Raw genomic sequence first — 26,355 nt, forward strand, 5'->3', positions numbered from 1 at the left:
AATATAATTACTGCTATTGTTAGGATTTAAACTGAAATATTATTAGCTTGTTAGGTCGGATACAAAATAAAAATAGTCTACATATTGGGCTAGCTTAACTTTGGAGCCTAAATAAAGCTGCGTAAATAATTAAAGGTTTGTAGAGGCGCTATGCGTAGCTTGCTTGCCAAAGGGGCACGCCACAAACTAATCTCAAGATTTTTTACATTACTTAACACGACTTTTATTTATTTTTGCCTACTTACATCAACGGCTTCTGTAGATTAGGTTATGAAGGGATAAAGCAGCCACAGTCAGTGGCAAAGCTCTAAAATTAAAAAGTATTAAATCAAGTTGAGGACATCATGGCTGCAAAAGTAGAAATTTACACTTGGAGGACTTGCCCGTTTTGCATTCGTGCCAAAAGTTTGCTGAAAAATAAGGGTGTTGAATTTATCGAATACAGTATTGATGGAGATGAAGCAGCCAGAAATAAAATGGCTCAAAGAGCAAATGGTAGACGCTCTGTACCGCAAATTTTCATCAATGACGATCATATTGGTGGTTGTGATGATATCCACGCTTTAGATAGTCAAGGCAAGCTGGATGATCTACTAACTTCTAGCAATAGCGTATAGGTTCAGAAGGTATTGCGCTAGCGACAAGCCGCTGCAAATTACACGGCAGTCGTTACAACTAACTCTAGAAAAACAACGCCCTGCCTTGTCTACGGGCTTTTCCTCACAAAACTGATATCTGTCCACAAGACTTTACCCTCCAGGTTCTACTCAGCAGTACACATGTACGTCAATTGGTGAGAGCATCAAGAGATAATAATTGAATAACCATTTAATTTCTTGGTGATTGAGGTATAAAGGGTGAAACTGGCTTTTATCATTGATCCCATCCATCTACTTGATCCGTGTCATGATAGCAGTGTTGCCCTAATTGAAGCAGCCCAAATCCTGGGACATGAAGTTTGGGTGACTCAGGCAAATCTGCTGAGTGTGGTGGAGGGCAAAGCTTGGGCTGTCCTACAGCGAGTCGAACTTGTACCAGTACAGTTAGTCGAGGGACGCTGGGTAGCGGCGAATCCTTGGTATAAGTTGAGCGGTTCCTCCTTAACTTCTTTAGAGACAATGGACGCCGTATTTATGCGGACAGATCCACCTGTCAATGATTCTTACCTATATGCCACCTATATTCTCGATTACATTGACCAAAATAAAACTCTGTTGATTAACAGTCCCAGTGGCATCCGAGGGGCAAATGAAAAAATGTACGCCCTCCAGTTTACCAAAGCGATTCCAGAAACGATTGTCAGTGCTGATAAGCAGTTTATCCGGCAATTTGTGGAAGCAAAGGGAGCAGGGGTTCTCAAACCGCTGGGTAACAAAGCTGGCGAAGGAATTTTGTTTTTGCAATCAGGCGATCGCAATTTTAACTCCATTGTTGAACTCAGTACCCTCCAAGGTAAAGTCCCAGTAATGGTACAAACTTATTTACCGGAGGCAAAAGAAGGAGATAAGCGAATTATCCTGCTCAATGGCGAACCAATTGGTGCGCTCAATCGTCTCTCTAGCGGAACTGATTTTCGCAATAATATGGCAACTGGTGGTACAGTCGCTCAAACCGAAATTACCCCAAGAGAGTATGAAATTTGTACTCAAGTCGCCGAACGCTTACGCCAAGACGGCTTAATTTTTGTGGGTATTGACGTTATCGGTGGCTACCTAACTGAAGTTAACGTCACTAGTCCTACCGGCATTCGTGAGATTGACCGCCTAGATGGTACTCGTCTTGGTCATCAGGTTATCCAATGGATTGAACAGACACTAGAAATCCAAAAATAATTTACATTTATTTATTTTTTGTTTGATGTTCTATTTCTCAGTAAACAGACTTCTTTCGGACACTTGCGTGGGCTGGTTGCCTACGCTACTTGTTTTAAGTAAATATATTTACTTGTACGGAATATGAGTTTAGTGGATCGCGAGGGGTAGATGTATTGATGTCTATGATCGGCTGTGACGCTCGTGACGCTCGATGACTCGCTATCGCCCTTGGCGTCTCCCTCTGGGAGACTCGCTAACACTGCGCTATCGGTGATGCATCCATAGTTGGGCAGGTATTTCTATTGTTTTGTTCTGAAAGCATAGCTGGACATGCAAGCCAGTAGACTCCTGCCTAAATTCATTCTATAAAGTAACGTTGACAAGTTTTTTACCAATTGGCAAAATTGGGGATGGCAAAAGATTGCTTATCCCTGCTCTTGGTAAAACCCTAGTGGAAGTAGCAGATTTTATACAGCGTTCAGCCTGACCTGAGACTGCTAAGTTAATCTAAAATCTCAAATCCAAAATCTTTTAATTCCTTGGTGTACGTCGGTTTCTCAGAAAATCAGGTATATCTAATCCAGGTTTTTCTTTTGGTTCTGGAATTGGAGTTGGAGTTGAACTTGGAGTTGGAGTTGAAGTTGGGGGATTAACTGTCGGTTGCTGTGTTGTTGGACGCTTCGAGGTATTAGGTGCTACTCGAACGTTAGCCACGCTTTGTTGTACCGCAGCTTGCACTTCACCTGTAAATCCGGTGGCAATTACAGTAATTCTTACCTCACCTTGGAGCCTGTCATCAATTACAGCCCCAAAAATAATATTGGCGTTGGGATCAACTACCTCATAGATTGCTTCTGCAGCTGCATTCACTTCATGCAAAGTCAGGTCAGTACCACCCGTGATATTAAATACAACTCCTCTAGCGCCTTCAATAGAACACTCTAGTAATGGTGAAGAAATAGCTGCGATCGCAGCTTCTCTAGCTCTAGATTTTCCAGAACTAACGCCAATTCCCATCAATGCCGATCCCGCATCTGCCATCACAGCTCGAACATCAGCAAAGTCAACGTTTACCAAACCGGGGATCGTGATGATATCAGAAATACCTTGCACCCCTTGACGCAGCACATCATCTGCATAGCGAAAAGCTTCTTGCACAGGCGTTTGTTCGGGGATCACTTCCAGCAGTTTGTTGTTGGGGATAATGATCAGTGTATCTACTCTACTTTTTAATCCTTCAATACCTTGTTCCGCTTGGCTGGTGCGGCGGCGTCCCTCAAAAACAAATGGACGTGTGACTACACCAACAGTAAGAGCGCCCATTTCTTTGGCCACTTCTGCCACGATTGGTGCTGCACCCGTCCCAGTACCACCCCCCATACCAGCAGTGATAAATACTAAATCTGCACCCTCTAAAGCCGTAGCAATTTCGTCCCGTGATTCCTCAGCTGCCTTTTGACCGATGGCAGGATTACCACCTGCTCCTAAACCTCGTGTTAGCTTCTGTCCGATTTGCAATCGACTTGGAGCGCCAGCTAAGGTAAGAGCTTGGGCATCAGTGTTAATTGACCAAAACTCTACCCCAGAGACATCAGACTCGATCATGCGGTTAACAGCATTGCCGCCACCACCACCGACACCAATCACTTTGATGTTGGCGACCCGACCAGGAACAATCTCGCCAATTCGGCTGTTTTCTGGAGAAATTTTCTTATTATCGTGATTTTGCCCGAAATTCAGCCCAGAGTTATTAAAGGGATTGGTCGAGTTAACTGCCAGAGAGAACCCAGGCTGTCCCGTAGATTGGGAATTTTTATAGTTAAGTCCTTGGTTATTATCAAGTGTCATTGGATTTGTGAAAGGGTAGATAAACGACTTTTTCAGGTGTTATTCACCTAAGAGTCAACTTTAGTTTGACAATGCCACAATACTATGGCGTTGTTCTTTATTGTTTTCACTACTGCCAAGCCTAACAGAATTGGCAGTGCGAAAATTTGCTATGGGATAAGCTTTTAACAGAGCTGATCGCACAGCCAATTCTAGAGAAGTATACCTATATTTATCTAAAACTGACCTGTATAACTTCAACCAGACATTCATCTCTTCATTATTCTCAGCAGAGGGCATAACTTGTAAAGACACACTACAGCGTATCTTCTCTGCCTCAATAATAATATTGTTAATAGGTTTCACCATTGGGGATGATTGGAACTTTAGACACAAAATTTACCTTCTACTTACTTATTCTTAAGGTTAAATTAAGCAAGAATTTACTTGTCAGACTATACCTGATTAATTTGTTGTTTGGGTGGTCTCAATGGACACTTTGTTGGAGCAATAGTCTCTCCTACAAGAACCCTGACTAGTGCGGCTAACAAATCAAGATTTCCTAAGAGATTTCGTCACCTAATCCGAATTACAGCACAGAGCAGTCCAAATTTATTGGCCAAAAGTAATGCTTACGCAACTTTGGGGGCATTTTTAGTTACAGATTGAAACTTCAGTAAACTGTCTTTGGAAGTGTCCTCAACAGACCAAAGTCAGAGCCTTTTTGCCTCTGCACTTGAATGGCGGCGTAAACCGTTCTCATTAGTGCCCTCTGCTCACGAGTCTGAATCTGAATGAAAAGCTCAAGCAACTTTCTCTTTTTTGCACTGGATTTAGTCAAAGAATGTATGGGCACAAGGCGTTTTGCACGCCATAGACCATCATTAGATTGTCTGACATCTTGCACCCTACTATTAGATGTTAGGGTAACAATTGAGGGCCTGTTACTCCCAATTGAGATTTTATGATTGATCTTCTCATTTTAATTAGAAGTCAATGCCGATTTTCGTACGATTTGCTGGAAAACTGAAAATAATAAATATATTTATCAGCATAAAGCTTCTCAATTTACTAGGAGCTATCAAAATAATAAACATGCTAAATGTTTTTAGGGGTTTTGGAAGTTAATTTTTGGTCTTTTTGGTTCATTTGTACTAATGGAAAATCGGGATTTTTTAGATCAATATACTCTATTTGACTGGAATTAAATTTTGTTGTTAAATGGCGCATTTGGGCGAGTACCTTAATTTGTTCAGATAACTGGGGGCCTGGCACACCGAGATGCACATTTCCTAGTTCTGTTTTCAAAATTAAATTTGTTGGATTTTGGCAATCAATTTCCATAACTTTCACGGGACTTTGGCTCACAGCTTCATGTAGTTGAGTCCAGTAGAGGCAGTATTGATTTGGCGAACCAATTACTCTGAGGTTGGGTAATTTTCTAGTGGGATTCAGTGATGTATATTTTTCTAAAGGCATCCAGGCCCCACTTGCATCTAGTAAGCCGATTGTTACTTTTTTGTTGCCACGTGTTTGAGTTACCGCTACAGGTACTCGTTCTTGGATTTCAATGATTAATCCAGGAGGAAATAGGCGACGTCTGACGATCGCTTGGGCAATAGTTGGTTGTTTCTTCAAAGAGTTAGCGATCGCTGACGGTTCAATCCGCCACAAAGACTGAGGATAAGACAGCACCAACAATGACTGAGTTGTTTGATCCGACAGCAATTTATTGCCTGATTTCATCACTATTTGTTTGGGAGCCTTTAGCATCCACACCGGTTGAACTGCCACCCACAACAATCCACTCGCCAAACCAGTAATGGCAAAGGTTCGCCAAATAGCTTGAATAATTCTCATCCGCCGCTGCCGACGCAACTTCTGACGACGCTGGGCTAGATGCGTGCGGGAAACTGATATTATGCCAGCCATTCACACCCCTTTTTGATTGCCATCTAAATTCCTTGACAAGCTCGTATCATTATTAATTTCAGTAAACACTGTTGGCATCTTTGAGCCGCTCTCCTCAAAACTTTTTTTATTTTTAGTAATACTTTACAGTAACTACACAAGGATTATGGCGCTAGTCATTATTCCGATTAAAGTTTCCGGTGTCCATTTTTAACTGACTGTAGTCTTTTTAACAAGTTATTTTTGAAGATTTTTTCTTAAAGATTACAAAATATTAATTGAGATGTGTGGGATTTTGCTTTCTTGACAAATAGAATGTGAAATGATATATAAGTATTCCTGGATCTCTGTATAGCCTGCTATAATTAATACCAGGCAGACTCATCAGCTATCTAAACTGAGAACAATGAAAAATTGTAGCTTTTTTTACTTACTTCCTCAGCCATATAATTTTGTGGCAGGTCAAACAGAAGGGAGAGATTGTCAAAACCTCAATAGCAGGTGTAAAAAGGACAGATATGCTTAAGACATGATGGGTTGAAGGGCACGAATAAAAGATGAAATCCTTGCCAGGTATGCGTATAGGGGGTAGGGTGTAGGTTCGGAAAAAATCAAGAAAAGTAAAAATAAGTGCGAATATAAATAAAGTTATTCGTCACTATACCCCACACCCTACACCCCACACCCAAAAGCTTTGTAGATAATGGGTTTGCATTATATTAGTGCCATTCGCTATTAGGATCAATTAAATCTCTACCATACTACTGACGGTAATCTGGCAACAAGTGCTGTCTTTTGCAAGACACTACCATCTTGCGAGTTAATCCTGTATCTACATCCTAGATAGGGATTAATTGTATAAAAAATTCAAACTAAACTGCATCTACATAAACCTCTACATACATGAAAACGACATTAAATTTGTCACGTTTTTATAAAGCATGTAACCCTAGCTACACGCTAAATATAAGTAACGTACTAGATCGGCAGTATTACATAGATTTTGCTGATGTACGTGGTTGTAAGATTGTCGAAGAATTGCAACGAACTATCATTCGGATTTCTCCTGACGAGCCAACCTGTCAGTTATTTACGGGTCATATTGGCTGCGGTAAGTCAACGGAATTGCAGCGCCTCAAGACAGAACTAGAATCGGCAGGATTTCATGTGGTTTATTTTGAGTCCAGCCAAGACTTAGACATGGCAGATATTGATATCAGCGATATTTTGCTGAGTGTAGCCCGTCAAGTCAGTGCCAGTTTAGAAGGGATTAGTATCAAACTCAAACCTGGTTATTTTACCAATTTGTTTAAAGAAGTAGGCGATTTTTTGCAAAGCCCCATAGAGCTTTCTGGACAAGCAGAGTTGTCCTTGGGTATTGCCAAAATTACCGCCAAAACTAAAGATAGCACCCAGATGCGGAATCAACTGAGGCAATATCTGGAACCACGTACCAATAGTATTTTGCAAGCGATTAACGAAGAGATTTTAGAAAAGGCTGTTGAACAGCTAAAGCTAAGGGGTCAAAAAGGACTGGTAGTGATTGTAGATAATTTGGATCGAGTGGATATGCGTCCCTTAGCATCCGGGCGATCGCAACCAGAATATCTCTTCATTGACCGAGGCGAACAGTTACGCCGACTTAAATGCCACCTAGTTTACACAATTCCCCTAACGTTAATTTTCTCCAATGAGTATGAGACACTAAAAAATCGTCTGGGGGGAGGGATTGCACCAAAAGTACTACCGATGGTATTAGTGCGGCAAAGAGATGGCAGTGACTACGAACCAGGAATGTCACTAGTGCGCCAGTTAGTTCTAGCTAGAGCTTTTCCAGAAGTTCCTTTGAATAGCAGACTGTTATTAATTACAGAATTATTCGATCACTCCCAAACCTTAGATCGTTTATGTCGTGTTAGCGGTGGTCACATTCGTAACTTATTGGGCTTACTTTATAGCTGCCTGCAACGACAAGATCCGCCTTTTTCTAGAGACTGCTTAGAAGCCGTGATTAAGGATTACCGCGACGATCTGCTATTAGCTATTGATGAATCCCAGTGGGAATTACTGTTTGAAGTAGTACAGCAGCAGAGAGTTAAAGGTGAGTCTGACTATCAGAGCTTACTAAGAAGTATGTATTTGTTTGAATATCGCGATCCTGTGGGGCGCTGGTTTGGCATCAGTCCAGCCTTGGCAGAAACAGAAAAAGTTTTGGCTTGGCAACAAAATAAGTAACAGTCAATTGTCATTTGTCATTGGTCATTTGTTAGTGAACTAGTGACCAATGCCCCATATCCAATGCCTAATGCCCCATATCCAATGCCCAGCTTCATATCCAATGAATAATGACAAACAGCTACGCGTCTACACCAAAGAAAATCAGCATACTTTACAAAGATTGATTAGAGCGATCGCACTTTCTGAAGGTCAATTTGCTCTGATTTTAGTTCGATGCAACTATGGACGATTACGTGAGCAAATGTTAGAGAATATTCGCTCGAACACTAAAGAAATTAATATCAGAGAAATCGTTCTCAATCCATCAACTACTTCTTTACATAGCACAATAATCTCAGAACTATCTTTAGATAATCCTGCCGTCCTTACAGACACTTTGCCATCTGCTGTGATGGTTTTCGGTATTGAGTCAACTACCGATCTAGAAAACTTACTTACAGGCATCAACCAAGCACGAGATATCTATGCTGCTACTTTTCCATTTCCAGTTGTGTTGTGGCTACAAGATGAAGTAGCATCATTGCTTTCAAGATTAGCGCCTGATTTCAAAAGCTGGGCTGCAACCACTATTAAATTTGAAATGGCCAAAGCAGATTTAATTGCTTTGATCTCTCAAGAGGAAGAATCTCTATTTGCCAAAGTTTTAGAAGCAGGTGCTGAAACGTTTTTATCTAATGCCTTCCTAGATTTAGATCCCAAATCCCAACATCGCCACGAAATAGAATCAGCCCGTAATGATTTGCTCCGCCTGTATAGCGTTAAATTAACACCAGGATTAGAAGCTAGTTTAGAATTTGTGTTGGGGCGAGATAAATACGCCAACGATCAAATTAATGGTGCTTTAGCCAATTATCAAAGAAGCTTAGCGTTGTGGCAGCAGGAAGTGAGGAGAGTAGCAGAGTGGGAGAGTAATTCTTCTTTGCCCCGCTCATCCCCTCACCCTATGCCCCCCTCATCTTTACTCAAGCAAGCAATAGTACTATTCCACCTGGGGCTTTGTTATCACCGAATGGCAGACTTATACCAGAATACTAGTAGCTATTGCGAACATGCTCTGTCGTGGTTTAAACAATGCTTGGAGCTATTGGAGGAGGTACAAAGAGAAGACTTAGTTGCTAAATTCATTTTGCCTGCTTGTGAAATGCTGCAACGTTTACAAGCCTGGGATGACTTAAAAGAATTAGCTCAAAAGTCATTACACCTACATAAAACTTATGGAACTCCCGCACAAGTTGCTCAAAATTATGGTTTTTTGGCAAATGTGGCGGCTTCAGAATCGAATTGGGTACTGGCTCATGAATTAGCAAATACAGCGCTTTCTATCTCCGAAGAAGTAACACAAGTTTCTCTGCGAGACGCTTTGCGAAGACGACAACAAGAAAGTTGGTATCTTCTCTTGCTAGCACGCACACAACGGCATTTGGGTGAGTGCGAGGAAGCTATCAATAACTTGGAATGGGCGAGGGTAGTTTGTGAGCTACAACATCAGCCATTACTTTACTTAGAGATTTTAGAGGAACTGCGATCGCTTTATTTTTTTGAGTGTCATAACTATACAGAAGCCTTTAAGCTGAAGCAAGAAAAAATTAAAATAGAACATCAGTATGGCTTTCGTGCCTTTATCGGAGCAAGTCAATTACAGCCACAACGCCCCAGAATTAACCCAGTACTAGAAACTCACAAAATACCGTTTATTCCTGAAGAAATTGCTCAAGAAATATCTGCTTCTGGACGGCAACAAGATGTCAATCGCTTAATTGAAAGAATTGCCCGCGCTGACTACAAACTCACAGTTATTTATGGGCCATCAGGTGTAGGTAAAAGTTCAATTCTCAAAGCTGGTTTAGTCCCAGCACTCAAGGGAAAAGTTATTGGTGAACGCATTCCTATACCGATTGTTTTGTCTGTTTATACTGATTGGATAACAATCTTGAGCAGCAGTATCAACCAAGCACTAGCATACACAGGAATATCGGTTAATATTGACTCTACACCCACCATAATACTAGAAAGAATTCGGTTAGCATGTGAGCGCAATTATACGATAGTTATCATATTAGACCAGTTTGAAGAATTTTTCTTTGTTAGTAATCCTCCTACACAAAGAATAGAATTTTATAAATTTTTTAGTGAATGTTTAAATATTTCTTATGTAAAAATTATTCTTTCATTGCGAGAAGATTACTTACATCATTTATTAGAGTTTGAACGTTTGAGTCAGAAAAATAGTACTGGAGTATATGATTTAGGAGTAATTAATAAAAATATTCTTGATAAGGATATTCGCTACTATTTAGGAAAATTCTCTAGCCAAGATGCCAAAGCCATAATTCACAGTCTGACTCAACGTTCACATTATGAACTAAGTGAGGAATTAATTAACCGATTAGTCCAGGATTTGACAGGAGAACTAGACGAAGTACATCCAATTGAATTACAAATAGTCGGTGCTCAACTACAAATAGAAGACATTACCACACTTGCAGAATATAAACTTTGTGGTGGCTCGACAAAATTGGTAGAACGCTGGCTTGGAGAAGTTATCAAAGACTGCGGCCAGGAGAACGAAGAGTTAAGTTGGAAATTATTATTTGAGTTAACAGATGAAAAGGGGACGCGACCTTTAAAAACCAAAGCTGATTTAGCGGTTGCATTAGTGAATAATTATGATATTGATACAATATCAAGCTTTGACAAAGTTGGAGAACTGATTTTAGAAATATTGGTGGGTTCAGGCTTGGTATTGCGAGTCAGAGAAGAGTTAGGCGATCGCTACCAGTTGGTTCACGATTATTTAGTTGAACCAATTCGCCAAAAGAACAACTATGGTATGCTCGCCGAATTAGAAAAAATCAAACTTGAAAAAACTAGAGCGGAAGCAGCCCAACAACTTAGTAAAAAGCAACTAAATTTGGTATTGCAACGACGACTGCGGGAAGCACGGATAGCAGGTGCAATCCTAGCAATTATGGGGGGAACAATAGCAGCGTTATGGTGGCAAGCCGACTTACAAAAAAGAGCAGCAGTCCGTCAAACTCTACGAGCTGAAAGTAGTGAAACCAACTTGAAAATTAGTGGAATCGCTGCTGCTAGCGAAGCTTTGTTTGCCTCTAATAAAGAATTTGATGCCCTATTAGAAGGTTTGCGGGCTTGGAGAGGACTTAAACAAGCAGAGATCGTGCAGCCAGATACCCGAATGCGGGTAGTGACAGCCTTGCAACAAGCAGTTTATGGGGTAACGGAGGTTAACCGCTTTGAAGGGCACACTGATGTTGTCTGGGGAGTAACTTTCAGCCCGGATGGTCAGTTGCTAGCATCAGGTAGCCTAGATCAGACGGTGAAACTTTGGCGTCCTGATGGAACCTTACTCCAAACCCTCAAAGGTCACACTGATGCTGTTAATTGTGTAAGTTTTAGCTCTGATGGTCAAACCCTAGCGTCGGCCAGCCTCGATAAAACAGTGCAAATCTGGCACAAAAACTCGGTTACAGGTGAATTTGACCCCAAGCCATATCAAACCCTGAAAGGTTACGGTGATTGGGTTTATAGCGTTAATTTCAGTCCTGATGGCGAATTGTTAGCTACTGGCAGTAAAGATAAAACTGTAAAACTCTGGCGCAAAGACGGTAGCTTAGTAAAAATACTGAGAGGACATCAAGGGTCAGTTAACTGGGTAAACTTCAGTCCTGATGGTCAATTCATTGCCTCGGCCAGCGACGACAAGACAGTGAAAATCTGGCGGCGGGACGGTAGCCTTGTTACAACTTTGCAAGGACATCAAAAAGGTGTAAATGTCGCTGTTTTCAGCCCAGACGGTAAATTGTTGGCGTCAACAGGTCAAGATAAGACAGTGAAACTTTGGCAAAGGGAAAGTAACACCACTAAAGACGGTTTTGACTTTCATCCTTACAAAACTTTACGGCAGCATAGCAAAACAGTGTGGAGTTTGAGCTTTAGTTCCGATAGTAAAAAGTTAGCTTCTGCAGGTGAAGACAAAACCATAAACCTCTGGAGTATTACTGGTACTTTACTCAAAACCTTCAAAGGACACAGCGATTATGTTGTCAGTTTAGCTTTCAGTCCAAATAACAAATTGCTAGCCTCAGGAAGTTACGACAAAAGCGTGAAACTATGGAGTTTAGATGCGCCAACACCGTCTATTCTTCAAGGGCATCGAAAGCGAGTTTTGAGCGTTGCCTGGAGTCCCGATGGCCGGATGCTAGCTTCTGGTAGTCGCGATCGCACTGTAAAACTTTGGCAACGATACACCAGTAGTGGCGAGGTTAAAACCCGACTTTACAAAACTTTAGTGGGGCATACAAATGAAGTTACTAGTGTCAGTTTTGACCCCAAAGGTGAAATGCTGGCTTCAGGAAGTTTTGACAAAACAGTGAAACTTTGGCGGTTGGACGGTACTTTAATCATGACTCTCCACGGGCATAGCAATAGTGTGATGAGCGTGAATTTCAGTCCTGATGGTCAGTTTTTGGCATCAGCTAGCAAAGATAAAACAGTGAAACTTTGGAACCGTGAGGGCAAGTTGCTCAAAACCTTAGTGGGGCATCAGGATTCGGTAAATAGCGTAAACTTCAGCCATAATAGTCAAGTTTTAGCCTCTGCCAGTGATGACCAAACTGTTAAACTTTGGCAACAGGATGGTACATTGTTAAAAACTTTCTCACCCCATGACAGCAGGGTGACAGGTGTCAGCTTTAGTCCAACTGATGAGTTACTGGCTTCTGCCAGCTGGGATAACACCGTAAAACTGTGGCGACGAGATGGGACGTTGTTAAAAACGTTATTAAAAGGGTACAGCGATAGCGTCAATGCCGTGACTTTCAGCCCCAATGGTGAATTACTTGCCGCCGCCAGTTGGGACAGTACAGTGAAACTCTGGAGTCCTGAAGGCAAGTTAATTAAAAGTCTTAATGGACATCGCGCTGGAGTATTAAGTGTCAGTTTTAGCCCAGATGGTCAAACACTAGCATCAGCAAGTACTGACAACACGATAATTCTGTGGAATTTAGATCTTGATAATCTGCTTGTTCGTGGTTGCGACTGGGTACGCGATTATCTCAAGCACAACCACAATCTTGAAGAGCGCGATCGCCTTCTTTGTGATGGGATAATTCGTACAAACCCTTTTTAATTACGAATTAGGTTGAAGCCTCAATGAGCAACCGCTCTTGGTTTAGCGGTTGATGAGGCGATCAGAGTTATTAATTCAGAGCTAGAAATAAATTTCGAGCTAATCAGCCAAAGGAGCGATCGCTCTCCAAAACTTCATGGCTATTTTCTTCAGGAGCCTCTTGTGGCAAATTCGCTAAAAAGGCTTGTAGCCTCATGCGCTCAATATAGGGCCAGCCTCCCTCAGACTCAATATCTTTCAGCAGTGAGTAAAGTTGGCGACGGTTAACAGGTAAACTCTCTTGAAAAATCCCATCCCGGATCTCTCGATGTAACTGCTCTAATTGCCGCAGCAAAGCCAAAAGAGCTACAGTATCGCCTTCACAAGCTGTAGCAGCATCATACACCACAGTGGCGATCGCTTGCAGTTTACCAGATAACTTCTCTGATTCAATATTTTTGTGATCGTTCATGCCATCCTTTGCGTATAAATGAGGTCAACTCAAATTTACCGGAGATTTTTAATTTTCCCTAGTTTGTTAGTTGTTTCCCTGTCACTGCATCTCCTCACTTGCCCTAGTTAGGGGTGAATATAACTAGATTTGTATCTTTATCAAAAGCAATTGCGATCGCTCCAAAAAGAGCGTAGTAACCTTTAGCATAGGGCCTACAGAAGCTAGATGCGATCGGGATAAGACTTTCTTGGATTTTGAGAACTTTGATTTTGAGTTAAAAAAAATCGTATGATCTGGCTGATTTACCCATCAAAAAATGGGCTGTATGTAGTAGCGTCACATACATGATACAAAAAGACTTGGGCGACGCCGCTTTTGCCATCAGCAAAAGCAAAGTGCGAAGCAGACACCCCTGTTCGCACTCTTCGAGGTAAGCACTTATGCCGCTCTGTGTGGGGCTTACTCATCCACGCGCCCAAATCTAACAAATGCCACCAACAGTGAAACTGCTGGTTTTTTGCTCCCCTAGTTACACACATCCAAAATGGATACAGTGTGCTACCTAGTCTGAGGCTTACACCCGAAGATCCAGAGAGCGACACGTTTAAGTACGTTTAGCAACAGAAAAGTTTGAGCGGCGGCTGACAACCTAGACGCCCGGACACTTGTTTTAACTCTGGCAATCAGAGCAAAGGCGTGTCCGACCAAAGGTAGCTTCTCGCACAGTAGCGGCTTCTCGTCAGAGATCAAAGCTTCGATGCAGTTTTACAACTTAGATATTAATTTTTGAGATTGAGGTTGACCATGAGGTATCGCGCTTTAATTGTTGCATTCTTGGCTTTGTGCCTGGGGCTAATAACTGCTTGTAGTGATGCTCCTGCTACTAGCAGTAGAGATGTACTCACTTACGATCAAATTCGCGGGACTGGCTTGGCTAACAAATGCCCCCAACTAACAGAAACACGCCGTGGCTCTATTCCCATTGATTCTAGCCAGTCCTATGCCATCAAAGAACTTTGCTTGGAACCAACTAGCTTCTTCATCAAAGAAGAACCTGCTAATAAACGCCAAGAAGCAGAATTTGTTGCTGGCAAATTGTTGACCAGATACACTTCCACCATTGACCAGGTGCAAGGTAATCTAAAAATCAACTCAGATAATAGCCTGACCTTTGTGGAAACTGATGGTCTTGACTTCCAAGCCATCACTGTGCAACTTCCTGGTGGTGAGCGAGTACCTTTCCTCTTCACTATCAAAAACTTGGTTGCTCAAACCCAACCCAGTTTGACCAGTATTAACACCTCTACGGACTTTGAAGGCACTTTCAAAGTTCCTTCCTATCGTGGTGCTGCCTTCCTAGATCCCAAAGGTCGTGGTGTCGTCAGTGGCTACGATAATGCCGTGGCTCTCCCCGCCCAAGCAGATGATGAAGAGCTTACCCGCACTAACGTCAAGCGTGCTGAAAATCTTAATGGCAAGATTTCTTTGCAAATCGCTAAAATAGATGGCTCTAGTGGTGAAATTGCTGGTACTTTCGAGAGCGAACAGCCATCTGATACAGATTTAGGTGCTGGCGAACCTAAAGAAGTCAAGATTCGCGGTCTATTTTATGGACGGGTTGAACCGACTCGTGGCTAAATCCTCGAAAGTAAGGAAACTGACTGGCACTCAGAACGATAATTCTGTAAGTATCAGACTTGATCGCAAAAGTTAACCTATCTACCCTCTTTTTTCAAGAGGGTAGATAGATTTTTTACAAAAATCGGGAAAAGTTAAATCTGAGCAAAATAGCTCTGGCAATTGGGAAAATTTTTATCCCTCAGTCTTATGGGTCACTTGATTCATTCCTTTAACCTTTTCCCTTTCATTAAAAGAATATAGACTTCAGTACAAAAAAGGGTGGGATGCCCTTTTTTTATGGGCTTGCGTAAATATACATAGGATATTTTTAAATTATTAGTGATTTTTAACTATTGGATAAATTTTAGTTAAAAAAGCACGTAATTTCACTGTAAATCCAACTTTTGCTTATCAAACAAAAGCTCAACTACTGTTGTTTTGTTTCTCTATATTAACTTCATCATTAATTAATTCAAGTTAAGTACAATCTCGGTTTGATATTTAGTGATTAATTTTATATTTTATTCCTATGTAGTTCTAAAACAGCTACAGGTCATACCAAAGATAAATAACAAACTAAATAGCGATTTCGCCCGTTTAAATTTTGCTCGATTGTCAAGTAAACTATGGAATTTTGAGAGAAAGTCTTTATTATTTTCCATAGTATTTACTAGGAAGTATAGCGCAATATTTCCTTTGAGATCGTGCAATCGCAGCTGAATTTAAAAGCGAATAATTGATTCTTTATTTGCTCAATAAACCCGGTGCTATGCCTACCACAGTCACCACTGAACTAAAGCACGAAATTTGGCAGTTGTTGCGAGAATATCAGCAATCTCCGTCAGAAAATATCCGCAATCAACTGGTAAAACTCAATTTTGGACTGGTGAGAAAAGAAGCTCACTACTGGACAAATCAATGTCATGAAACCTACGATGATTTGCTCCAGGTTGGATGTTTGGGTTTAATCAGAGCTATTGAAAGATTTGAACTTTCCAAGGGACATGCCTTCAGTTCCTACGCTCTTCCCTATATTCGGGGTGAAATTCAACACTATCTCCGAGATAAAGGTGTCACCGTGCGAATTCCCCGGAGATGGTTAGCACTCCAACAGCAAGCAATAGGAGTATCACGTTCTTGGCGTGAAAAACACAATCGTCAACCAACCGACTCGGAATTAGCAGCTGCACTGGAAATTTCTCCAAACGAATGGCAAGAAATTAAATTAGCATGGGTTAATCGCGCTCCCTTGAGTCTTGATGTGCCAATCCAAGATGGAGAAGAAGGTTCTACCTGCTTGGGAGAATTGGTTCCAGATCCTCACTATCGCAGCTTTCAACTGGCACAAGAAGACCAACTTCGCTTACAACAAGCGTTGGTTCAGCTAGAAAAACGCACCCGCGACGTGTTGGAATGTGTGTTTTTGCAAGATTTGACACAAAAACAAGTTGCAGAACATCTAGGCATCAGTGTAGTAACGGTTTCCCGTAGAGTCAAGAAAGGACTGGATTTGATGAAAGAGCTTATGGATGTGGCAGAAGATTGACTGCTAGCAAACACCAAGCCGCAGTTATACTGGGTAGGCAGTGCTAAAAATAACCCTTGAAATGTAAAAAATTAGGTTATAAAGGGAACATACTTTGCCTTTGATCCAAATTTTAGGCATGTTGATTTCCACTTTTCAATTTTCCAATGGCTTTTGAGAAAGGCTCATGGGCAGAACTTCAAAAATTACAATTGTAGCTATTCTAACTTTGGCGATCGCTGGATGTGCTTCTGAAGATACACAACAAGCTATCAATCCTGCGCCAATTCCCAAAATAGCAAAAAAGTCGCCACCAGCGGCTCAATCCTTTAAGAATCCAGTGATACCTGCCAAACAGGTCTCACAAGTTAATCTTGCATCTGTTAACTTGATTCAATCCACTAATGCTACAGAGCGGGCACGAGAACTTGTGGTATCAAAAGATCGAAGCGATCCTTTTACACAACTTTTCGGGCAGACTTTTCCTGGAATGGCTAAAACATCTGGAAGACCAGTTCCCGTGTTGCCTAAGCTACCTACTGCAACCATAGTAAAACTAAAACTTCCAACACGCAGCATTGCTTTAAATCCAAAGAAAAACAACGTTTCTTCTCTACCAAAAAAAGTCAATCCGATCTTGACTAAAAAAGTCAATCCTACCTTGACTTCAGTGTTGCCTAAAGTTTTGCCTCAAGTTGTTCCCAACCCCACTTTAGTCTCTGTATTGCCACCGCCAGCACAGCCTGAGTTAGCAAGGGCAGTGGTTGTGACTGGTGTAGTTCTAATTAGTAAGGAACCACAGGCAATTATTAAAGTACCCGATGAACCGACAAGTCGGTATGTACAGGCGGGACAACGATTAGCAAATGGCGTACTGATTAAACGTATTGAAATGAATCAGGGCTACAACCCCATCGTGATTTTGGAACAATATGGTATTGAAGTTGCCAAAATGGTAGGGGAAGGGGCTGTCAAATCAACGTCGTCAGCTGCATCTGCTACCGACAATGCTATCTCAGTGACAACGCCCCCCCAAAATACCTTTAAAGTGCGAGCTTCATAAAGATGGAGACTAAGGAAAAAGTTGAATTTGCTGGTTTGCCTTTAGCTGTTTATAGAGAAATAGCAGCTCATTTACGTCAAGTTGAAGGGGTGGAAGTGGATTTAATTCTCCAGTCATCCCAACAGTTTGATTATAATCAAAGTCAAATTGCTGGCTTGAGCCTTTGGTGGACAGCAAACTCTAGCTTAGAAAATCGGCAACGAGTTAGCCAGATTTTGGCTTACTATCAAAATCGCTATATGAATCCTATTTGATTTTTTGATTTGTGAGAATTGCAACCCGCAGAACCCCGACTTCTTTAATAAGTCGGGGTTCTTGTTGTTCACGAATCATTCTGAAGTTCATTCCACAGAGCAGTGATCGCAGTAAGCATTATTTAACATAGGTTCATAAAGAATACTGTCTAACGACCTTACAACATACAGCAAGGTGAGGATTTCAAAAAGCAACGTTATGATAATTAATGCATTAATCGAGCTTGGGTCTAATAATAAATAAGTTGGTACAAATAAACCTCCAGAGTACAGAGACGATTAATCGCCTCTATACAGCAGTCAAGAGCAATGGTTTTTGACTGTATATTTAGGTGCTGCGTCCAACCAAAATCAGCCGTTGTACAATAAGGATAATTGAAGTGACTAGGACTAATTCAGACTTTCTTTCCTCCAGCGATCCGGCGATCGCAGGGTTAATCAACGACGAACTACAGCGTCAGCAAGACCATTTGGAGTTGATTGCTAGTGAAAACTTTACCTCCGCCGCTGTACTGGCGGCTCAAGGTTCGGTACTGACAAATAAATATGCTGAGGGATTACCTGGTAAACGCTACTATGGCGGTTGTGAGTTTATCGACAAAATTGAGCAACTAGCGATCGACCGTGCTAAACAGATATTTGGTGCTGCTCATGCGAATGTCCAACCCCATTCTGGCGCACAAGCCAATTTTGCTGTGTTCCTGTCACTCCTAGAACCAGGGGACAAAATTATGGGGATGGATTTGTCTCATGGGGGACATCTCACCCACGGTTCCCCTGTAAATTTCTCAGGTAAGTGGTTCCAAGTTAGCCACTACGGTGTTAGTCAACAAACAGAACAACTTGACTATGATCAAATTCGGGAGCTGGCGCTGAGGGAGCGTCCTAAGCTCTTGATTTGTGGTTATTCGGCTTATCCCCGTGTAATTGACTTTGAAAAGTTCCGTAGTATTGCTGATGAAATCGGCGCTTACTTACTTGCCGATATTGCTCACATTGCTGGTTTAGTTGCTAGTGGTCTTCATCCCGATCCCATTCCTCACTGTCACGTAGTAACAACAACTACACATAAGACTCTACGCGGGCCAAGAGGTGGTTTAATCTTGACTAGCGACGCAGAACTAGGTAAAAAGCTAGATAAATCTGTTTTTCCTGGCAGCCAAGGCGGGCCATTGGAACACGTTATTGCTGCTAAGGCAGTAGCTTTTGGAGAAGCCCTCAAGCCTGAGTTTAAAACTTATTCTGCCCAAGTGATTGAAAATGCTCGTGCTTTGGCCAAACAAGTGCAAAATCGCGGTCTAAAGTTAGTATCTAACGGCACTGACAATCATTTAATACTGGTAGATTTACGCTCTGTAAGTCTAACTGGTAAGCAGGCAGATAAGTTAGTCAGTACTGTGAATATTACTGCTAACAAGAATACTATTCCCTTTGATCCGCAGTCGCCATTTGTTACCAGCGGTCTGAGGTTAGGTTCGCCAGCAATGACCACACGGGGCTTAGGAGTAGCAGAATTTACCGAAATTGCAAATATTATTAGCGATCGCTTACTTTCTCCAGATTCCGACGTAGTAACCCAAGATTGTCGGCAACGGGTAGCGGCATTGTGCGATCGCTTCCCCTTATATCCTCACCTGGAAATTCCTGTACCAGCATTAGCATAATTGGGCATGGGGCATTGGGTATGGGGCATTGGTCAATAGTTCTTCTACCCCATTCCCCATTACCCCTTATCCCCAGAGGGGGCCCCACCTTCCCCACTCCCCATTCCCCATTACCCCTTATCCCCAGAGGGGCCCCACCTTCCCCACTCCCTACTTCCCTTCCCCAATCCAATGAGTGCAGAAATTATTTGTGTTGGTACTGAACTATTGCTAGGAGATATCCTCAACGGCAATGCTCAATTTTTAGCGCAACAATTAGCGCAGCTAGGTATTCCCCACTACTATCAAACAGTGGTTGGGGATAATCCAGAACGGTTGAAGCAAGTTATAGAAATTGCTATTTCCAGAGCGCAAATTCTCATTTTCACTGGTGGACTCGGTCCAACACCAGATGATCTCACCTGCGAAACGATTGCCGATTTTTTTAAAGTCCCGTTGGTAGAACGTTCTGACATCATTGAAGACATAACCCAGAAATTCGCGCAACGTGGTCGGGTTATGTCACCAAGTAACCGCAAGCAGGCTTTGATTCCCCAAGGTGCAGAAATTCTCCCCAACCCCACTGGAACAGCACCCGGTATCATTTGGCAACCCCGTCCTGAAATCACAATTTTTACCTTTCCCGGTGTTCCCAGTGAAATGCACCTGATGTGGGAAGAAACAGCCGTGCCATTTCTCAAAAGTCAAGGTTGGGGTAAAGAAATTATTTACAGCCGGAGTTTAAAGTTTTGGGGTATTGGTGAATCTGCTTTGGCGGAAAAAGTTGCTTCCTTTTTGTTGTTGCCAAATCCCACAGTAGCCCCTTATGCAGGTAAAGGGGAAGTAAGATTGCGAGTCTCAGCTAAAGCCACTTCAGAAGCAGCCGCAGAAACGTTAATTGCGCCCATTGAAAAACAACTTAAAGAAATTGCCGGACTAGATTTTTACGGCGTTAATAATGATACTCTTGCTTCCGTGGTTGGTCAGTTGTTGCGGGCATCAAAAGAAACGCTTTCGGTGGCAGAATCTTGCACTGGTGGCGGTTTAGGGCAAATGTTGACTGAGATTTCTGGGAGTTCTGATTACTTTTGGGGTGGCGTAATTTCTTATGACAATTCGGTGAAGGTTGGGCTGCTGGAGGTTAACCCAGAAGATTTAGATAAATTTGGGGCGGTAAGCGCGATCGTTGCAAAGCAAATGGCTGTTGGAGTCAAAACCCGCCTTGCAACTACTTGGGGATTGAGTATCACTGGTATTGCTGGCCCAAGTGGAGGGACAGATACTAAGCCGGTGGGTTTAGTTTACATTGGTTTAGCTGGGCCAAAGGATGAAGTGGCAAGTTTTGAGTATCAGTTTGGTACAGTGCGAGGACGCGCTTTAATTCGTCATGTGAGCGCGAATGCAGCGTTGGATAATCTGCGAAGGAAGTTGTTGACAAGGTAGGTAACTTAAGAGCGTGGTATCCGCGTCTCTATCCTCCTACAGATGACACGATCGGGTTTTGCCATTACTGAGTAACAACATTCAGTGGTTGCGAGACAGTATTCACAAGCACAAATTGGTCAGCAGTAAGAATAACATTTACGTATTCATAGCCTCCAACTAACTTTTGATTGGGGATGGCAATATCTACTGCATAACCTTCGGGATTTTCGTAGCATTCTACAATTGTTCCCAGTGTATTTTTAGGAATCATCTGGTCGGCAAAGTCTGGTTGTACTTCTACCAATGTTTTTATTTGATCGTAAAGTTTAGCTTTCATTGTTATCTTCCTCTGGTTGCTTTACTTCCAGCCAGTTTGTGATTAGTCGGGGAATCTCTTTTCCATTATCAATCTGCCAGTTAGTTACAAGAGTTACCTCTCTTTTATTTAATCCCTGAATCCTCACTTTTACCTGAAATCGAAAACTATAAATACTTGTCTGACCTTTTACGGCTGGTGCATTGCCAAGACCTTCACGCAGTTGTCTGATTACATCAACAGTCGCAGCTTTACGAGCCTCGGCATTTTGTACATTGTAGCCAATTGCTGCGAATGCCATCCACTTTCCTTGGTTGCTAAGGTTATTTGGATTCATGGAGTATTCTTCAAATTTGTGAGGGTCGATCTCCGCATCCTTTGCTTTTGGCAACGGATCGCCTGGTTTCCAATCCTGACTCATGTACTACACCAGATGCGTATCAAATATTTTAAAAGCGATCGCGCTTGTTTCAAAGGTGAGTTAAATCAGGGCGATCGCACTTTGTGTAGAGGTTGCGATCGCCTCACTTCACATACATGGAGAAGACCAAACTTTAACAGCTATATCTGCTAATAATTCTGCTCTTTTATTGATTTCTGTTTCGTTCCACTGTTTCAGATGTTGCAACCCCCGATTCAGACGTAGAGGGCTATCTGCGAATCCACCATCCTTTTTATCCCGCTTCTCTATAAACGGGCGATCGCTCAACTCAGGGTTATACCCAGTTAGAGTTAGATTGCCAATAGTGTGTAGATACTTTGCTCGAACTTCTTTCCATTGTTCTCCTAAATCTGCCTGCCATTCTAAACAAAGATTGGGATTTTGTGGCATGATATGCTCAATAGTATATTCTTCAACATTAACTAACTCTTTTCGCTCATAATTTTCTAGTTTACGAAGTAGATAGTTGCGACCGCGAAAGTTATAAATATCCTTAACTAGCAACTCTCGACGAAACTCTTCATCATCTGGAAATCTTTTATAACTCTTTTTACTACTCAAAGCAATCTGTAAACTTTCTAAGTAGTTTTCTCGGTCAACTTCTCGGCTTAAAGTTGCAAAAATCTTGTTCATAGAGCTAGTAGAAATGCCACAGATACTCCGCCGAAATACATAGCTTTCCACAAGTCTGAGAATGCTGATAAATTCTTACCGTGCTATTTTATTTGTATCGTAATCATCATAAATTTCTATTAAAAATGGATAGGCAACATCTACTCTAAGAGTGTTAATATCCGTAATTAATTGCTTAATTTCTTGGTCAATTTCCTGAGCAAAAACTAACTTTACAAAATATTTAGAGTCATGGTAAACAGCCGCTACTATCTCTTTGATTAAAGTATCTTTTTTACTTTGTACATAAATCTTAAAGCTCCTGTAGACATCTCTAATATTAGGGATAGTTCCTGATTTAGATTTGATGGTCAGATAGTCACGAATGAAGCGGTCAAATAGCTCAGTATTTCCGGTTTTGTCAAAGCTTTTCTCCATTGGATGCCAATACAGATTATAAATTTCGTTCTGTTCCTCCGGTTGACGTTTCATCAGTACATAGTTCCGAATCTTGTCTGCTTCCGAAAGCTCAAGTCCTGTGGAATTTAGACTTTCAAATATTAATTGTGGATCGTCACGATCGCGCTCTAGAGAAATTTCTACAATCATTAACTTGCATATACCTCGGTACAGGCTATTGAGGTCAATATCTAGTTTATGAATTTGAGTGTCAAAATATCGGTAGTTCTCAACAAGTTGCTGAGAATTATCGTTAGGTATTTCTGTATCTTGTAGTAGTCGAATTAGAGTTTCTCTATCCTTATGATTTAAAAGTAACTTATATCGTTCACTTCCCTTTGCATGTCTATTGAAAAGATAAAAATCCTCTAGCGCTTCCGAACTAATATCAATATCTTCATTGCTTGCTCTAATAGCTTTACTTAAAACAGAAAGTAGTAATGAAAGGGTTGTCAAACGTTGCTGACCATCAATAACTAATAATTTAGGTATTACTGCTGTTAGATACACAGTATCTACCATGTAAACTAATCAACCAATGAAATGCCCTGAAATTTCATTGTCATTAGCAGCACGTAGAATATCATTCCATAGCTGCTGGCATTGGATAATTTTCCAACTATAAGGACGCTGATAGATAGGGATGATTAATTGCTTGTTGCCTTCTAAAAAGTTGAGAAAGTTGGTTTGAGTAGCTTTCATGGTTTTAGTACGTTATTAGGAAACTGTAGGTATCAAAGCTTCAGCACAAACCGCTCTCACGTAATCAGCTAGGTTAGATTTAGCCGTGTCATAATTAGCAGTGGTGATAAGCTGTCTGATGTCCTAGTTAAAGTATTCCCACCAATAAGTTATTCATAACTTTCCTTGCAGAAATTCTATATTAATGTCAACATCTGACTCAGTTTTCCTCACTATAAATGCCATACTTCTGCTGCATTTACCGTTTAAATTCCTCAACAAAACGTGTTTGACCTGCATTTACGTCCTCCACTCCCGTTGTAAGTAGTAACATATGATACAGTGACCTTGTAACCATCAGCCATTCTATGCCTACCCATCAGCACAATTAATCACAGGATCGCTTGCTGTATTCTTCACGATTTGTTACAAAAGGACAAAGAACTTCTAGAGACCCAAAACCACATGTTCGGCGGACTTACTGGTTTAAAAGATCCTAAAGGCACAGATTGGGGAGAGCGGATACTCAACACGGTCGCCAGCCAAACGATTCGCCACCTGTTTACCCAAAGCGAGTCAGTAGAAGTCTTTGTGCGCTGCTACCCCTCCAGCAAGCTCTTGCAAGGCAGCATTGATAGCTTCAAAATGAGCGGTCGTGGCTTGATGATTCGGAGAGATTTTGCGGTGGAGGAGATGTCTTTTGAAACCGATGCGGTTGCCATTGACTTCGGCTCGGTTTTAAGTGGCAAACTCAGCCTTAAGCAACCCACTCAAGCGATCGCTCAAGTCATATTATCAGAAGCAGGCATAAACCAAGCCTTTAATGCGGAACTGGTGAAAAAGCGCCTGCTTAACCTCACCGTACCATCACTGACAGAATTATCTGGCGGTGAACCAGTCTCCTTTACAGATGTTCAGGTACAGCTATTGCCAGAAAATCGCTTACAGCTTGTAGCAAAAGCTGATTTAAATAATGGTGAACTCGTACCCCTGAGCATGATTTTAACTGTAGGTATTGAAAGACGGCGGCGAGTTTCTTTCAAAGATCCGAAAATTCAACTTGACCAAGTGCCAGAAGCACAACGGGAAATCTCGCAAACCTTGAGCGTAGCGCTGGTAGAAATTTTAGATAATATGGTCGATTTGGATCGTTTTGACCTTGATGGAGTCAAAATGCGCCTCAACCGATTAGAAACTGAAGGGCAAAAAATTATTTTCAGTGGATATGCTGAAATTGAACGTATTCCACATAGTGCCTGATGCAAGATTACACGCAAACAAATTCAATACCGCCTAGATAATTCTAGGCGGTAGTTTAAATCTTTAGGTTTTGAAAGGAGTTAAAAGTTATTAATTATAGGTTGTAATTAATTTTTATTTCTCACTTCTAACTCCTAACTCTCTATCGTCCCACGCCTACATATTGGAATCCAGCCCGTATCATTGCTTCGGGGTCAAGGAAGTTACGACCATCGATGATAACGGGGTGGGCCATCAATTTTGCCATCTTCACATAGTCAAGAGTGCTGAACTGCTGCCATTCTGTGACAAGTACCAAAGCATCGCAGCCATCAGCTAGTCTTTCGGCATCGGTTTCTACTAATACCCCAGAAAGACCATGACGCATACCTGTTTGAGAAATAATGGGGTCGTAGGCTTTGACTTTGGCTCCCAGTCGGTTTAGCTGCTCAATTAGGATGAGTGCTGGGGCATCTCGCAAATCGTCGGTATCGGGCTTGAAGGTCAGTCCGAGTAGTCCGACTGTTTTGCCTTTGAGAATTTTTAGAACTTGTTGGAGTTTCTCTAAAGCAATCAACCGCTGACGTTCGTTGACACTGACAGCCGATTTCAGTAGCTGGGCTTCATAACCATAGTCATCAGCAGTGTGAATCAGAGCGGAGACATCTTTGGGAAAACAAGAACCACCCCAACCAATACCAGCTTGTAAAAACTTGTTACCAATGCGGGAATCTAGACCAATACCTTTGGCTACTTGGGTGACATCAGCACCGACGCGATCGCAAATATTAGCAACTTCGTTAATAAAACTAATCTTAGTAGCTAAGAAGGCATTAGCGGCGTATTTAATCATCTCCGCCGAACTCAGGTCTGTTGCCAAAATTGGCACCGGGGGTAAAGATTGATCTTCTGCGTACTTGCGTTCCACAATTGGGGCATACAGTTGTTGCATCAAGGCTACTGCCCTTTGACTATTGCCTCCTAGTACAATGCGATCGGGGTTGAAGGTGTCGTGAACTGCCGAACCTTCGCGCAAAAACTCTGGATTGCTGACTACATCAAACTCGGCTGCAAACTCAGATAATTTATCATCACTCGGCACTCCACCTGCGGGTATCAGTGTTTTCTGGCGCTCTGCAACACCATCCAGAATAAGCATCCGCACCCAGTCACCTGAGCCAATGGGTACTGTAGATTTATTCACTATGACTTTATAACCACCGTTGAGATTTTCCCCAATCCCACGGGCTACAGCTTCGACGTAACGAGTATCACTTTCACCAGTGGGTAAAGGTGGCGTTCCCACAGCAATAAACAGAATTTCTCCGTGAGAAACTCCAGCAGCAAGATCGCTAGTAAAATGAATCTTCTCTGTTTGAATGGCAGACTGCATAATTTCTGAGAGTCCCGGCTCAAAAATTGGAGACTGCCCAGACTTCATTAACTTAACTTTTTCTTCGTTGTTGTCTACGCAAATCACATCATGCCCAATATGAGCCAAGCAAGCACCTGTAACTAAACCAACGTAACCAGTACCAATAACGCAAACACGCATTTATTTAACTCCTCACTTTTCTGGGCTTAATTTTCAAAAAGAAGTTCTCAATTTTACACTTACACACTTAAGAAAACTCAGCAACTAATATAAACTAGCTACCAATCGGGTTAGCCTGCATGAAAATTTAGAGCAACGCTAGACGTCAC

At 41.8% G+C, this 26,355-nt stretch carries 19 protein-coding genes and 1 pseudogene; 11 read left to right on the top strand and 9 right to left on the bottom strand.

Features of this window, described 5'->3' with window-relative positions; all coding sequences use genetic code 11:
• Positions 1-344 precede the first annotated feature (344 nt).
• A complete protein-coding gene (grxC, locus tag V7L12_RS29270; RefSeq protein ID WP_335089726.1) occupies positions 345-617 on the top strand; it encodes a glutaredoxin 3 in 273 nt (90 codons plus the stop codon).
• A gap of 240 nt (positions 618-857) precedes the next feature.
• Positions 858-1,832, top strand: coding sequence for a glutathione synthase (gshB, locus tag V7L12_RS29275; RefSeq protein ID WP_335089727.1), 975 nt, complete (start codon positions 858-860; stop codon positions 1,830-1,832).
• Positions 1,833-2,345: 513 nt separating this feature from the next.
• Here the strand turns inward: gshB and ftsZ are convergent.
• The 3 genes from ftsZ to V7L12_RS29290 all read right to left on the bottom strand — a co-directional run bounded on the left by ftsZ (position 2,346) and on the right by V7L12_RS29290 (position 5,573).
• Positions 2,346-3,662: a cell division protein FtsZ gene (ftsZ, locus tag V7L12_RS29280; RefSeq protein ID WP_292862675.1), complete on the bottom strand. Its 1,317-nt coding sequence runs from the start codon at positions 3,660-3,662 to the stop codon at positions 2,346-2,348.
• 60 nt (positions 3,663-3,722) lie between these two features.
• A complete protein-coding gene (locus V7L12_RS29285; RefSeq protein WP_335089729.1) occupies positions 3,723-4,010 on the bottom strand; it encodes a hypothetical protein in 288 nt (95 codons plus the stop codon).
• Between the two features lie 729 nt (positions 4,011-4,739).
• Positions 4,740-5,573, bottom strand: coding sequence for a cell division protein FtsQ/DivIB (locus V7L12_RS29290; RefSeq protein WP_335089731.1), 834 nt, complete (start codon positions 5,571-5,573; stop codon positions 4,740-4,742).
• Positions 5,574-6,455: 882 nt separating this feature from the next.
• Between V7L12_RS29290 and V7L12_RS29295 the strand changes: the two genes are divergently transcribed.
• Together V7L12_RS29295 and V7L12_RS29300 are read left to right on the top strand one after the other, a co-directional pair.
• Complete coding sequence (locus V7L12_RS29295; RefSeq protein WP_335089732.1) at positions 6,456-7,787, top strand: P-loop NTPase fold protein; 1,332 nt, start codon at positions 6,456-6,458, stop codon at positions 7,785-7,787.
• A gap of 103 nt (positions 7,788-7,890) precedes the next feature.
• On the top strand, positions 7,891-12,939 hold the full coding sequence (locus tag V7L12_RS29300) for an nSTAND1 domain-containing NTPase (RefSeq protein WP_335089734.1): 5,049 nt from the start codon (positions 7,891-7,893) through the stop codon (positions 12,937-12,939).
• A 103-nt stretch (positions 12,940-13,042) separates the two neighbouring features.
• Here the strand turns inward: V7L12_RS29300 and V7L12_RS29305 are convergent, their stop codons facing one another.
• Positions 13,043-13,390 carry a hypothetical protein gene (locus V7L12_RS29305; protein WP_335089736.1) on the bottom strand — a complete coding sequence of 116 codons (348 nt, stop codon included), beginning with the start codon at positions 13,388-13,390 and terminating at the stop codon, positions 13,043-13,045.
• Between the two features lie 786 nt (positions 13,391-14,176).
• Here V7L12_RS29305 and V7L12_RS29310 point away from each other — a divergent pair.
• The 6 genes from V7L12_RS29310 to V7L12_RS29335 all read left to right on the top strand — a co-directional run bounded on the left by V7L12_RS29310 (position 14,177) and on the right by V7L12_RS29335 (position 20,920).
• Positions 14,177-15,010: a photosystem II manganese-stabilizing polypeptide gene (locus V7L12_RS29310; RefSeq protein ID WP_104905653.1), complete on the top strand. Its 834-nt coding sequence runs from the start codon at positions 14,177-14,179 to the stop codon at positions 15,008-15,010.
• A 751-nt stretch (positions 15,011-15,761) separates the two neighbouring features.
• Positions 15,762-16,538: an RNA polymerase sigma factor SigF gene (locus tag V7L12_RS29315; protein WP_335089738.1), complete on the top strand. Its 777-nt coding sequence runs from the start codon at positions 15,762-15,764 to the stop codon at positions 16,536-16,538.
• A gap of 166 nt (positions 16,539-16,704) precedes the next feature.
• A complete protein-coding gene (locus V7L12_RS29320; protein WP_335089740.1) occupies positions 16,705-17,580 on the top strand; it encodes a hypothetical protein in 876 nt (291 codons plus the stop codon).
• Between the two features lie 2 nt (positions 17,581-17,582).
• Positions 17,583-17,834 carry a hypothetical protein gene (locus V7L12_RS29325; RefSeq protein ID WP_335089742.1) on the top strand — a complete coding sequence of 84 codons (252 nt, stop codon included), beginning with the start codon at positions 17,583-17,585 and terminating at the stop codon, positions 17,832-17,834.
• Between the two features lie 380 nt (positions 17,835-18,214).
• Positions 18,215-19,498 carry a serine hydroxymethyltransferase gene (gene glyA, locus V7L12_RS29330; RefSeq protein WP_335089744.1) on the top strand — a complete coding sequence of 428 codons (1,284 nt, stop codon included), beginning with the start codon at positions 18,215-18,217 and terminating at the stop codon, positions 19,496-19,498.
• A gap of 171 nt (positions 19,499-19,669) precedes the next feature.
• A complete protein-coding gene (locus tag V7L12_RS29335; protein WP_335089746.1) occupies positions 19,670-20,920 on the top strand; it encodes a competence/damage-inducible protein A in 1,251 nt (416 codons plus the stop codon).
• A 64-nt stretch (positions 20,921-20,984) separates the two neighbouring features.
• Here V7L12_RS29335 and V7L12_RS29340 read toward each other — a convergent pair whose 3' ends face one another.
• The 4 genes and pseudogenes from V7L12_RS29340 to V7L12_RS29355 form a co-directional block, all read right to left on the bottom strand.
• Positions 20,985-21,239, bottom strand: a complete 255-nt coding sequence (locus V7L12_RS29340; RefSeq protein ID WP_335089748.1) for a hypothetical protein — start codon at positions 21,237-21,239, stop codon at positions 20,985-20,987.
• Complete coding sequence (locus V7L12_RS29345; protein WP_335089751.1) at positions 21,229-21,639, bottom strand: DUF6883 domain-containing protein; 411 nt, start codon at positions 21,637-21,639, stop codon at positions 21,229-21,231. The genes V7L12_RS29340 and V7L12_RS29345 overlap by 11 nt, the downstream gene beginning before the upstream one ends.
• Before the next feature lie 108 nt (positions 21,640-21,747).
• On the bottom strand, positions 21,748-22,293 hold the full coding sequence (locus V7L12_RS29350) for an HNH endonuclease family protein (RefSeq protein ID WP_335089753.1): 546 nt from the start codon (positions 22,291-22,293) through the stop codon (positions 21,748-21,750).
• Between the two features lie 75 nt (positions 22,294-22,368).
• A pseudogene (locus V7L12_RS29355) lies at positions 22,369-23,433 on the bottom strand (DUF262 domain-containing protein).
• Positions 23,434-23,877: 444 nt separating this feature from the next.
• On the opposite strand from V7L12_RS29355, the gene V7L12_RS29365 reads away from it, so the two are divergent.
• A complete protein-coding gene (locus tag V7L12_RS29365) occupies positions 23,878-24,672 on the top strand; it encodes an LmeA family phospholipid-binding protein (RefSeq protein WP_335089758.1) in 795 nt (264 codons plus the stop codon).
• Positions 24,673-24,814: 142 nt separating this feature from the next.
• Here V7L12_RS29365 and V7L12_RS29370 read toward each other — a convergent pair whose 3' ends face one another.
• On the bottom strand, positions 24,815-26,206 hold the full coding sequence (locus V7L12_RS29370; RefSeq protein WP_335089760.1) for a UDP-glucose dehydrogenase family protein: 1,392 nt from the start codon (positions 26,204-26,206) through the stop codon (positions 24,815-24,817).
• Positions 26,207-26,355 lie beyond the last annotated feature (149 nt).

The sequence above is a fragment of the Nostoc sp. genome, from assembly GCF_036918245.1.
Classification (GTDB): domain Bacteria; phylum Cyanobacteriota; class Cyanobacteriia; order Cyanobacteriales; family Nostocaceae; genus Nostoc.